The sequence below is a fragment of the Actinomycetospora sp. genome (genome assembly GCF_036497245.1).
Taxonomy (GTDB): Bacteria; Actinomycetota; Actinomycetes; order Mycobacteriales; family Pseudonocardiaceae; genus Actinomycetospora.
On sequence record NZ_DASXJS010000056.1, the window covers coordinates 1 to 12208 of the forward strand.

The window sequence follows — 12208 nt, forward strand, 5'->3', positions numbered from 1 at the left end:
CGAGGAGGGCAACCCCGGCCCGGCCGCGGCGGCGCTCAAGACGCCCGAGCAGGGCGCGGCCACCGAGACCTGGGCGGCCACCAGCCCGCGGCTGGCCGGGGCGGGTGGTGTGTACCTGGAGGACTGCGAGATCGCGAACGTCGTCGACGAGTCCGCCGACGTCGACAGCCGGGGCGGGCGCCGCGACGGCGTCATGCCCTATGCGATCGACCCCGACCAGGCCGCCCGGCTGTGGGCCTACTCGGTCGAGCTGACCGGCGTGGACGGCTTCTCGGCGGCCTGAGCGCCGGGCACCGACGGTGCGCGCCCCGGCGTCCCGTTCGGCCGCAACACGGCCGGGTGGGGCGCCGGGGAAACTCGTAGGTGTAGCAGCCGGTCATCATGGGTACCGCGCCGGGATCCTCGATCGTGTCCGGGGTGGCAGCGGCAGAATCTGGCCCGTGTCACTCGCCGGTGCCCTCCCTGCTGGTCTCCCTCGTCCGGCGCTCACGGCCGCCCGGCCACGGGTGCAACGGCGACCGGCGGGACGCACCCTCGGCCTGCTCGTGGCGCTCGCGCTCGGAGCGATGGCCGTGGTCGCGCTCGTGGTCCCGCGGGTGCCGGCCCTCGCGCAGGTCGTCGGGATCGCGCCCGCGGCACCGGCTCCCGCCGCGGCGCCGCCCGTGACCGTCACGGCGGTCGTCGTCGCGACCGCCTCGTGCGTGTCGCCCGAGCCGCACGACCAGATCCTCCTCGACGTGGCGGGCGCCCGGCACCAGGCCGTGCTCGATGGGTGCGGGCGCGCCCCGGGCACGCCGGTGCCGGTGACGGTGCCCGCCGACGGGCGGATCGCCGGCCCCGTCGCCGTCGTCGGCAGCGGGGCACAGACCCCCGTGGCGACCACGGACGTCGCCGGCGAGGGCGTCTCGCCGCTGGTCGCCCGCCTGGAGCTGGTCCTGACCGTCGCCGCCGCGCTCGGCGCGGGATCGCTGGTCGTCGTCCTCGCCCGCGGCGGAGCAGCGCGGACCGGGGGCGCGCGCCGCCGCCCGACCGGCCGGGGTCGCGCCGGGACCGGCCGGGTCCCGGCACAGCGCTCCCGCAGCGCCTCCGGACCGGCCCGGCGCAGTACCGGCCCGCACGCGGTGCGGCCCGACGGGTCGAGCCCCGCGTCGCGGCGTGTCCCGACCGCCCGCGGCCGGTCCGGGCGGTCGACCCCGACCGAGCGTGCCCGGCGCGCGGCCGGGCCCCGTCCTCGCCGTTAGGGTCGTGGGGTGAGTACGGCCGCCGTCCCCCCGATCCCCGGTGCCGCCCCGGCGCCACCCAGTTCCCCCGGGAGCACGAGCACAGGGAGCAGCGACGGAGCGGAGCGCCATCGCCTCACGCTCGACAACGGACTGCGTGTCCTGCTCGCGCCCGACCGGTCGAACCCGGTCGTCGGGGTCGCCGTCCACGTCGACGTCGGCTTCCGCAGCGAGCCCGAGGGACGCACCGGGTTCGCGCACCTCTTCGAGCACCTGATGTTCCAGGGCTCGGAGAGCCTGGAGAAGCTGTCCCACTTCCGGCACGTCCAGGGCTCGGGCGGGGTCTTCAACGGCTCGACCCACCAGGACTACACCGACTACTTCGAGATCCTCCCCGCCGCGGCGCTCGAGCGCGGGCTCTTCCTCGAGGCCGACCGGCTGCGCGCGCCGAAGCTGACCGAGGAGAACCTCGCCAACCAGATCGACGTGGTGAAGGAGGAGATCCGGCTCAACGTCCTCAACCGGCCGTACGGCGGCTTCCCCTGGATCCTGCTGCCGCCGGTGCTGTACTCCACGTTCGCGAACGCCCACAACGGCTACGGCGACTTCACCGACCTCGAACGTTCCTCCCTCGACGACGCCGCCGCGTTCTTCGACGCGTACTACGCGCCCGGCAACGCCGTGCTGACCGTGGTCGGCGACTTCGAGGTCTCCGACGCGGCGGCACTCGTCGAGCGCCACTTCGGCGACATCCCCGCCCGGGCCGTGCCGAGCAGGCCGTCCTTCGGCGAGCCCGGTCCCGACGGCGAGCGCGTCGAGTCGGTCGTCGACGCCCACGCTCCGCTGCCCGCGCTCGCCCTGGGGTACCGGATGCCCGACCCCGGCACCGACCTGCCCGGCTACCTCGCCCACGCCGTGCTCGCGAGCCTGCTCACCGACGGCGAGGCCGCCCGGCTCACCCAGCGCCTGGTCTACGGCGACGGCCTGGTCACCGACCTCTCCGCGTCCGCGGGGCTCATGGGCGCGCCGCTGGACGCCCGCGACCCGGACACCTTCACGATCACCGCGGTGCATCCCGATGGCGTCCAGCCCCGCCGGATCGTCGACGCCGTCGACGCCGAACTGGCGACGCTCGCGACCGAGGGGCCCGAGCCCGAAGAGCTGCGCCGCGTCACCGCGCGCTGGTCGGCTGCGCTCTACCGCGAGCACGACCGGCTGATGAACCGCATGCTCGCGCTCGGGTCGGCGGAGCTGGTGCACGGGCGCGCCGAGCTCTCCGACGAGCTCCCGGCCGCCATCGCCGCGGTCACACCCGCGGCGGTCGCCGCCGCGGCATCGTCCCTCCGACCCGATTCCCGAGCCCTGTTGGTCCTGACCCCCGGAGCCGACGCATGAGCGCCCCTGCCACCACCGACGTGCCGGATCCGGCGCTGCGGCGCTCCGCGGAGGAGATCGGGCGCACCCCGGCGGGTCCGCGGGCGCTGCCGCCGCTGCGTCCGCAGCCGCAGGTGCCTGCCCCGGCCGAGGTCGACACCGTCCTGCCGACGGGCCTGCGGGTGATCGCGGTGCGCCGCCCCGGCGTGCCGATGGTCGAGCTCCGCCTGCGGATCCCGTTCTCCGACAGCGACCCCCGGCACGCCGCGGTCGCCGAGGTGCTCGCCTCCACCGTGCTCTCGGGCACCTCCCGGCGCAGCCGGGTCTCGCTCGACGACGACCTCGCCGGCGTCGGCGGCGAGATGGGCTTCTCGGTCGACCCGGAGCGTCTCGCCGCCTCGGGCAACGCCCTCGCCGAGGGCCTCCCGACGCTGCTCGACGTCGCCGCCGACGTCCTGACCTCCGCCACCTACCCGGCCGACGAGGTCGAGCGGGAGCGGGAGCGGCTGGCCGAACGGATCCAGGTCGCCGCCGCCCAGCCGTCGGTGATCGCCCGCCGCGCCCTGCAGCGCCACCGCTACGGCGACCACCCGGTCACCCGCGAGATGCCCGAGGTCGACGAGGTCGCCGAGGTCGGCACCGACGACCTGCTCGCGCTGCACCGGCGCATGGTGGTGCCCTCCGGATCGGTGCTCGTCCTCGTCGGGGACCTCGACCCGGACGACGCGGTGGCGGCCGTCGCGGCGACCCTCGCGGCCTGGGACAACCCCGGCGACGCCTCGGTGCTGCCGCGCCTGCCGGAGCTGCACGGCTCCGACCTGCTCCTGGTCGACCGACCGGGAGCGGTGCAGTCGCAGCTGCGCCTCTCGGCGGCCGCGATCCCGCGCACCGACCGGCGCTATCCGGCCCTGCAGCTGGCGAACCTCGCGTTCGGCGGCTACTTCTCCTCGCGGCTGGTCGAGAACCTGCGCGAGGACAAGGGCTACACGTATCACGCGTCGTCCTCGCTGGAGTTCGACCCGTACGGCGCCGCGCTGCTCGTCGAGACCGACTGCGCCTCCGAGGTCACCGCGGCCGCCCTGCTGGAGATGCGCTACGAACTGGGCCGGGTCGCCGTCGTGCCCCCGTCGGCGACGGAGCTGGAGTCCGCGCGGCGGTACGCGATCGGCTCGCTGCTGATCTCCATGACCACCCAGGCCGGGCTCGCGTCGACACTCGCCGGGCTCGCCGGGGTGGGGCTGTCGTCGGAGTGGGTGCGCGAGCACCCGAAGCGCCTCGAGGCGGTCACCGACGAGGAGGTCGCCGCCGCGGCGGCCGAGTTCCTCGCCCCCGCCCGCTTCACCGGCGTCGTCGTGGCCGATGCCGCGACCTCGGCGGCGTCGCTCGCGGCGTTGGGCGGGATCCGGATTCCCGGGGAATCATCGACTTCGTGACCACCACGAGTTCGACCTCGGGTCCGGACCTGCGGGCCGCGTTCCACCTGGACTCCCTGCCTCGCCTGTCCCGCTCGACGGTGGACCGGCGCGAGCAGGTCCGCGGCGACCCCGACCACGTGGCCTCGACCTGGCCGCTGGCCCGGGTGGTGCGCGTCGACCCGCGTGGGCGCACGCCGGTGTCCGAGGCGCCCGACGGCTCGTTGTCGCTGGTCGACGCCCCGGCGCGCGACTTCGGTGACTCCGTCCCCGACGGTGCCGTCATGCTCGGCGAGGAGCAGGGCACGACCTACTGGGGCGTGCGGGTGCCCGATCCCGACGAGTCGAACGACGCCGGGTCGGGGTTCAGCGCGGTCGAGCTGTGGCGGGACCTCCGCGTCTCCGGTGGCGACCTCGACGCCCGGTCCGCGGGGCTGCTGACGACGGCCGTGGCGCTGCTGACCTGGCACGACCGGGCTCGCTTCTGCTCCCGCGACGGCTCCCGGATGCGTGCGATCAAGGCGGGCTGGGCGCAGCTGTGCGAGGCGCACGACCACGAGGAGTACCCCCGCACCGACCCCTCGATGATCTGCCTGGTGCACGACGGCGCCGACCGCGTGCTGCTGGCCCGCCAGCCGATCTGGCCCGAGGGCCGGTACTCGGTGCTCGCCGGGTTCGTCGAGGCGGGCGAGTCGCTCGAGGCGTGCGTGGCCCGCGAGTGCGCCGAGGAGGTCGGGGTCACGGTCTCGACGATCTCCTACCTCGGGTCGCAGCCCTGGCCGTTCCCGCGCTCGCTCATGATCGGGTTCTCGGCGGTGGCCGACCCCGACGAGGCGATGGAGCTGCAGGAGGGCGAGATCGAGAACGCCCGCTGGGTGAACCGCGACGAACTGCGCGAGGCCCTGGCGGCGGGGGACTGGATGACCCGTGAGGGCGAGAGCCCGGTGACGCGGCTGACCGGTGCGCGGGGAGTCGGCGGTACGGCGTTCGAGGCGGGCGAGGCCTCCGACGTCAGGGACCTGATCCTCCCCGGCGGGGTGTCGATCGCCCGGGCGATGCTGGAGGCGTGGGCCGAGGCCGGCTGACCCGCGATCCCCCTCCGTCAGAAAAGTCTCGTTGCAGACACTGGACGTCCGGAAAGCGTCGTCGATCTTGGGCGGCCTCACCGCGCCGGGTAGTGCGTGCCCGCCGCCTTCACGGTGCGGATCACCGGTGCGGTCTCCACTCCCTGCACGCCGGGCAGCGCAGCGACCCGCGTCGTCAGGTACCGGTAGAGCGACGGCGCGTCGGGGCTCGCGACGCTCGCGTAGACGTTCGTGCGCCCGGTCGTCGCGGCCGCGAACGGCACCTCGGGGTGGGCCGCGAGCGCCCTCCCGGCCGCGTCCAGGTCGGCGGGGAGCACGGTGAGGTAGAGCATCGTGCGCATCGGGAAGTCGTGGGACTCCGGGGAGACGTCGACGTCGAGGTAGAGCAGCCCGCCCGCGCGCAGGTCGTGCAGGCGGCGGCGGACGGTCGACGCGGAAGACCCGCAGTCGCGCGCCAGGTCCTCCACGGACGCCCGGCCGTCCTCCCGGAGCAGCCGCAGGATCCGCCGGTCGACGTCGTCGAGCCGGGGTGCGGGGGCGGGCTCCGGGAGGTGCACCGCCAGGCTCGCCACCTGACCCTCGTCGAGTGGACCCAGCTTCGTGAACGGCTCGTGCGCCCCGCCGTAGAACACGTGCAGCACCTGCTGGGCGCTCACGTCGAGCACGCGCGGCGTGCGGGGTAGCCGCGTGAGCAGCATCTCGCCCGCGGCCGCGGAGTCGCGGGCCCGCAGCGAGCACGTGATCTCGGTCCCGCCCGAGTTGAGGCTGATCCACGACGTGTCGGGCCGGCGGGCGAGCGCATCGGCGATCTCCGGCGCCGCGTCGGGGGCGCACCGGGCGCGCACCATCCACTGGTCGTCGCCGACGACGGCCGGGTCGCTGAACCCGATCACCCGCAGCGCCTGGGTCGACCGCAGCCGCGCGTAGCGCCGGGCCACGGTCTGGTCGGAGACCTCCAATACCTCGGCGATCCGCCGGAACGGCGCCCGCCCGTCGATCTGCAGTGCGTGCACCAGGCCACGGTCGAGATCGTCGAATTCCACCACCACGAGCCGCTCCAGCGTCGAGGACCGCCGAAGTCGGCCGCTAGACGCGGCCGTCCACCCGTCCGATGTCGATGATGGTGACACCGGCGGCACCCGTCGTCGAGAGAATCCCGGTCCCGAGGAGAACAGATGCGTCCGTGGTGGCCCCTGGTGGCGGTGTGCCTGGGCACCTTCATGCTGCTCGTCGACGTCACGATCGTGAACGTCGCCCTGCCACCGATCGCAGCGTCGCTGGGTACGTCGTTCGGTGGCCTGCAATGGGTGATCGACGGGTACGCGCTCGCCCTGGCGGCGCTGCTCATGGTCACGGGCACGCTCGCCGACCGCTTCGGGAGACGGCGTCTCTACGTCGTCGGTCTCGTGGTGTTCGCGATCGCGTCGCTGGCCTGTGGCCTCGCCCCGACCGCGGGGGCACTCGTCGCGGCCCGGATCGTCCAGGGAATCGGCGGGGCCGCGATGTTCGCGACGACCGCCGCGCTCCTCGCGACCACGTACCACGGCCCGCGGCGCGGCGTCGCGTTCGGCGTCTGGGGTGCGGTCAACGGCCTCGCCGCCGCCTGCGGCCCGCTGCTCGGCGGCCTGCTCACCGAGGCCTGGGGCTGGCGCGCGATCTTCCTGGTCAACCTGCCGGTCGCGGTCCTCGCGGTGGCGCTCACCCTCGCCGTGGTGACCGAGTCCGCCTCGGGCGCCCGGAGCCGGATCGACGTCCTCGGCGCGACCTCGTTCACCGTGGCCTCGGCCGCCCTCGTCTACGGCCTGGTCTCCGCCGGGGAGGACGGTTGGGGTGCGACGGAGACCGTCGTCGCCCTGGGGACCGCGGTCGCCGCGCTCGTCGGCTTCCTGGTCGTCGAGTACCGCAGCTCCGCCCCGATGCTCGACCTCGGGCTCTTCACCGACCCGTCGTTCGCCGCACTGATGGTCGCGGCGGCGGTGCTGCAGGCCGCCGCGTTCGCGCACCTCGCGCTCGTCTCGCTGTGGCTGCAGTCGGTGCTGGGGCTCTCCCCGATCCGGGCGGGGCTGGTGGCGGTGCCGTTGAGCATCGCGTCCTTCGTCGTCTCGGTGGCCGCGGGCCGGTTCCTCCACGGCGGCGCACCCGCCCGACCGATCGCGGGCGGTCTGGCACTGATCGGCGTCGGGGTGCTGATGATGACGGCGGTGGGCCCGACGTCCGGCCCGTGGGCGCTGTTCGCCGGGCTCGTCGTCGCGGGCCTCGGCGTCGGCCTCGCGACCCCGGTCCTCGTCTCGGCCACCCTCGCCGTCCTGCCGCCGCACCGGGCGGGCGTGGGCAGCGCGGCGGTGAACACGTTCCGCCAGCTCGGGCTCGCCGTCGGGCTCGCGGTCCTCGGGACCCTCTTCGCCGGCCGGGTCACGACGGTGCTGGCGGGTGTCGGCACCGTCGACCCGACGGCGACGGCGAACGCGCTGGCCGGCGGGAAGGCGGGGTCGACGGGGGTCCCGGCGGACACGGTCCACGAGGCGTTCGCGGCCGGGTTGGACACGGTGTTCACGGTGGCCGGGGTCTGTGCTCTCGGCGCGGCGGTGCTGGTCGCGGTGTGCCTCCGGCCGGTGGCGGCGGAGGACCACCGGGTCGGTGTCCGCGCCGCGGCGGCCTGAGGTGTCCGCGCCGCGGCGGCCTGAGCGGACCGGCGCGCGGGTCGGTGCGCCACCGCCGTCGGGCAAGATCACGATCTGTGTGGCGAAGTGCTCGCTGAGCGACCACTTCGCCGCGCAGAAGTCGTTCGCTCCGCGACGATCGGCACGTCAGCGGCGAGTCATGGCTCCAGGTCGGCGTGTCGCCACCGAGATCGTGATCATGCTCGGGCCGCGAGCGCACGGCGGCCTGAACCGACCGAAGGGCCCCTCCGCTCGACTAGATCGAGCGAGGGGGCCCTTCGGTCAGAACGCGGGACGCGGAGCGGGCTCGGCTCACGCGCCCGAGGCGGCCTCGGCCTTCGCGAGCGCGGTCTTGACCTCGGCGAAACCGGGGTTGGTCGCCGCCGTGCCGTCCGGGTAGACCACGGTCGGCACGGTGCGGTCCCCGCCGTTGACCTCCATCACGATGTCGGCGGCCCCCGGGGTGCGCTCGATGTCGATCTCCTCGTAGCCGATGCCCTCGCGGTCCAGTTGGGTCTTCAGCCGCCGGCAGAACCCGCACCAGCTGGTCGTGTACATCGTCATCTGGGCCATACCCGGCACAACACGGGCCGTCGTCGTGACCTTCCCGGCGACTCGACCGGAGTGTCGTGGGTGCCTGCCGTCACACCCTGCGCCCACTGTGGCCTGACTACTCCGAGTAGACGAGGTAGCGGTTGGGCAGGTCCCGACGCCAGCCCGGCGTCTCGGGCGGTACGAACAGCGAACCGGGATCGCCGTCGAAGTCGAAGAAGGTGGTCGCGAACGCGGCGTACGGCTGGGCGAAGCCGACGACGTCGACCGTGACGTTGGCCTCGATGAGGGCGGGATTGGCACCCGGATCCGGAGTGGCGAGCTTGAAGGTCTCGACGGTGAGGAAGTCCGCGGGTGAACTGAAGGTCCCGGGCTTCGTCTGGCCCGGCACGTTCGCCACGGTGGAGAGGTTCACCTGCTCGAGGCGCATTCGATACTCTCTCCCCGAGAGCTGCACCGTCGGGGGTACCGCGAATCCGTTGCCCACGTCGACGGTCGGGTTGACGAACAGGAATGCGAAGATGAATGCCGGCTCACCGGCGGCGATCACCTTGCTCGGTTGATAGGGCGGCGGCCCGCCGAACTGGAGCGGTGAGGTCATCGCGATGTCGAAGGCCACATACGGTCCGACGATCGGTGCTCCGATGGCGGGCAGCAGGCTGTTGGCCCCGCCCGATCGCGCGGCCAGGCGTTCCTGGGTCGCGGCGCGGAGACGCTCTGCGTAATCCGCGGCCCACCGGTCCGCGATGCTCACAGCATCCAGTTCTTCGGCGACCTTCGCGGTCCCGTTGACGGATGCCTCGGGTCCCGGCCTCGACGGCCGGTCGGTAGTCATGCTCATAGTAAGCTCCCCCAACATTTCGTGGCGCCTCCCCGACGGTATTCGTGGCGCCTGACGATTCAGAGACTACTTCGTGTCGCGTGGTCTCGATCCTCGATTTGCGGAAGTCATCTGGTGAGCCCGGTCAGCGCGTCTGAATCTTCATTCGGACGTACGTACGTAGGTGCCTCCGTCACTCAGTCCCATGTCCGCGCTCGGATCCCCTGAACGGTCCAAAATCTCGTGGCGATCGGGGGTGGAGGAGGCGGAATTGCGCCGGTCATCGGGGTGATTGGTTCCAACGGGTAAGATTTCGCGTCACACGATCAAAACTCGGCTGCGAGGTCGCGACATTCACGCGTCCACGTGGCCGAACCGGTGGCGAGTCACACTGACCGCCTGCTCGCGCAGCACCGTGAGCAGCTCGCGGCGCCCGTCGGCCAGCACCGGGGCCTCGACCAGCGACGCCCCGACCTCGGCCGCCTCCCGACGCAGGCCCTCCCGCGGCGTGCCGAGCACCCGGACCCGCTCGCCCGGCTCCGGTGCCACGTCGTCTCCCACCTCGACCACCGGCACGCCCGCGCAGGCACCGGCCAACCGCACCCGCAGCACGTCCCGCTCCGAGGCGCCGTCACCCGCCACCATCCGCACCGACGGCAGCGGCCGGTACCGGAAGATGTTGGCCTCGGCCGCGATCCCGGTGGGGTCGTGCTCGACCGAGAACTCCTCGCGCCACCAGAAGGCGTCCGATCCGGCCGCGGCCCGCAGCCAGGCCAGATCCTCGGTGGACAGCGAGGACGCGACGGAGGACAGCAGGTCCGACGCGGCGCGCCCGAGCGGCGCCGAGGGGAGCGATGCCGGTTCGGCCCACGCGCCGAACTGCGCGACGTAGTTCGGCCCGCCCGGCTTCGCGCCCGGCCCCACGACCGAGCCCTTCCACCCGCCGAACGACTGCCGCTGCACGATCGCGCCGGTGATGTGCCGGTTGACGTAGGCGTTGCCGACCTCGGCGTGGTCAGTCCAGTGCGAGATCTCCTCGCGGTCCAGCGAGTGCAGCCCGCCGGTCAGCCCGAAGCCGGTGGCGTTCTGCAGCGCGATCGCCCCGTCCAGGGAGTCCGTCGTCATCAGCCCGAGCACCGGGCCGAAGCACTCGGTGCGGTGGAACCACGACCCGGCCGCCACGCCGTCACGCACGCCCGGCGTCCACAGCGCCCCACCCAGGTGACGGGGCGCGACCAGCCACGACTCGCCGTCGTCGAGCGTTGTCAGCGCCCGCTCCAGCTTCGACGACATCTCCCCGACGAGCGGTCCCGTCGTCGTCGCGAGGTCGCTCCCGTGACCCACCCGCAGCGTGCGGACCGCGTCGACCAGCTGCCGCCGGAACCGGCGCCCCACCGTCGAGCGCGGGTCCGCCATCGACCCCACGAGGATCGCCAGGGACGCGGCCGAGCACTTCTGCCCCGCGTGGCCGAACGCCGAGCGCACCAGGTCGGCGACGGCGAGGTCCGGGTCCGCCGCCGGGGTGATCACCAGGGCGTTCTTGCCGCTGGTCTCGGCGACGAGCGCCAGCTCCGGCCGCCACGACCGGAACAGCGCGGCGGTCTCGCTCGCCCCGGTCAGCACGACGCGGTCGACGGCGGGGTGGGTGATCAACTGCTGTCCGGCGTCGGCTTCGTCGGTGTGCACGAGCTGGAGTGCGTCGGCCGGGACGCCCGCCCGGTGCAGGGCCGCGACGCCGACCTCCGCGCACGCCCGGACCTGCGGTGCCGGCTTGATGACGACGGCCGCCCCGGCGGCGAGGGCCGCCAGACAGCCCCCGAGGGGGATCGCGACGGGGAAGTTCCACGGCGGGGTCACGACGACGACCCGGTCGGGCGTGAAGCGCTCCGGCGGCAGCTCGAGGGCCCGGTCGGCGTAGTAGGCCGCGAAGTCGACCGCCTCCGAGATCTCGGGGTCGGCTTCGGCGACGGTCTTGCCCGCCTCGTGGACCATCGTCGTGAGCAGCTCGGTGCGCGCAGCCGCCAGCGAGCGCGCGGCCTCGCGGAGCACCCGGGCGCGCTCGGTCGGCTCCCGGTGCCGCCAGGACGAGGCGGCGGCCCGTTCGACGACGACGTCCACGTCGGTCGGATTCGTCAGCTCCGGTTCCCGGACGACCGCGGGCGGGGCCTCGACCGCGCGCCGGGCCCAGTGCCGGTTGGCCGGCAGCGAGGGGTCGGTGTCGGGCTCGTTGCGGAAGGCCCCGGGGCCGGCCGATGAACGACGGTTTCCGGACACCGGGGGAAGGGGAGCACGCCGATAGGGGGACTTTTCTGACGGCTCCGTGGACCGGTCCTGGGCGCGGCGCGGGGTGTCGGCGACGACGTCGCGGTCGCGCACCGAGGCGCGGAAGCGGTCCACGTAGCTCGACGGCCCGTCCGCCGAGAACATCGCGTACAGATAGTTCTCGTGCCCGGCGTTCTCCTCGAGCCGGCGGACCAGGTAGCTCACCGCGGCGTCGAAGTCCTCGGCGTGCACCACCGGCGTGTAGAGCACCAGGCTCTCGTCCGACGGCAGATCGGCCGCCACCGCGTCCGCCTGCGCCGGGGCCATCCCCTGCAGCATCTCGACGTCCATCTGCCGCTCCACCCCGCGGGCCGCGGCCAGCTCGACGGCCAGCGCCACGTGGTGGAGGTGGTGGCTCGCCACCCCGACCCGCAGCGCGTCGGCGAGCTCCGGGCGCAGCGCGCGATCGAGCAGGCGGACGTAGTTGGCGTCGACCTCGGCCTTGCTGGCGTACGGCGCCTGCGGCCAGTCGTGCACCGCGGCGTCGACCCGCTCCATCGCGAGGTTCGCGCCCTTGACCAGCCGCACCTTCACCGGCGCACCGCCGGCGTCGACCCGCCGTCGGGCGAACCCGGCGAGGTGCTCCAGCGCCCCTACCGAGTCCGGCAGGTAGGCCTGCAGAACGATGCCCGCCGAGTACCCGTGCAGCGCGGGGGTGTCGAGCAGCGCCGTGAACAGCGCGACCGTGAGGTGGAGGTCCTTGTACTCCTCCATGTCGAGGTTCACGAAGACGCCGTGGTCGCGGGCGGTCTCGAACAGCGGG

The 12208-nt window shown here is 73.9% G+C and carries 9 protein-coding genes and 1 pseudogene; 6 read left to right on the plus strand and 4 right to left on the minus strand.

The window, feature by feature from the left end; genetic code table 11:
* The 5 genes and pseudogenes from VGI02_RS06200 to nudC all read left to right on the plus strand — a co-directional run.
* A pseudogene (locus VGI02_RS06200) lies at nt 1-283 on the plus strand (oxidoreductase); the annotation flags it as partial.
* Between the two features lie 262 nt (nt 284-545).
* Entirely contained in the window at nt 546-1241 is a 696-nt protein-coding gene (locus VGI02_RS06205; protein WP_331626406.1) for a hypothetical protein, read from the plus strand.
* Nucleotides 1242-1373: 132 nt separating this feature from the next.
* Nucleotides 1374-2615, plus strand: coding sequence for a M16 family metallopeptidase (locus tag VGI02_RS06210; RefSeq protein WP_331626414.1), 1242 nt, complete (start codon nt 1374-1376; stop codon nt 2613-2615).
* Nucleotides 2612-4027, plus strand: coding sequence for a M16 family metallopeptidase (locus VGI02_RS06215; RefSeq protein WP_331626407.1), 1416 nt, complete (start codon nt 2612-2614; stop codon nt 4025-4027). Before VGI02_RS06210 ends, VGI02_RS06215 begins: the two co-directional genes overlap by 4 nt.
* Nucleotides 4024-5091, plus strand: coding sequence for an NAD(+) diphosphatase (gene nudC, locus VGI02_RS06220; protein WP_331626408.1), 1068 nt, complete (start codon nt 4024-4026; stop codon nt 5089-5091). The genes VGI02_RS06215 and nudC overlap by 4 nt, the downstream gene beginning before the upstream one ends.
* A 77-nt stretch (nt 5092-5168) precedes the next feature.
* Here nudC and VGI02_RS06225 read toward each other — a convergent pair whose 3' ends face one another.
* Nucleotides 5169-6140, minus strand: coding sequence for an Lrp/AsnC family transcriptional regulator (locus VGI02_RS06225; protein WP_331626409.1), 972 nt, complete (start codon nt 6138-6140; stop codon nt 5169-5171).
* 126 nt (nt 6141-6266) lie between these two features.
* Between VGI02_RS06225 and VGI02_RS06230 the strand changes: the two genes are divergently transcribed.
* A complete protein-coding gene (locus tag VGI02_RS06230) occupies nt 6267-7751 on the plus strand; it encodes a DHA2 family efflux MFS transporter permease subunit (RefSeq protein ID WP_331626410.1) in 1485 nt (494 codons plus the stop codon).
* Nucleotides 7752-8063: 312 nt separating this feature from the next.
* On the opposite strand, the gene VGI02_RS06235 is transcribed toward VGI02_RS06230, so the two are convergent.
* The 3 genes from VGI02_RS06235 to VGI02_RS06245 form a co-directional block, all read right to left on the minus strand.
* A complete protein-coding gene (locus tag VGI02_RS06235; RefSeq protein ID WP_331626411.1) occupies nt 8064-8324 on the minus strand; it encodes a mycoredoxin in 261 nt (86 codons plus the stop codon).
* Nucleotides 8325-8421: 97 nt separating this feature from the next.
* On the minus strand, nt 8422-9162 hold the full coding sequence (locus tag VGI02_RS06240) for a hypothetical protein (RefSeq protein WP_331626412.1): 741 nt from the start codon (nt 9160-9162) through the stop codon (nt 8422-8424).
* Between the two features lie 315 nt (nt 9163-9477).
* The coding region (locus VGI02_RS06245) for a proline dehydrogenase family protein (protein ID WP_331626413.1) at nt 9478-12208 on the minus strand (2731 nt) is incomplete at its 5' end.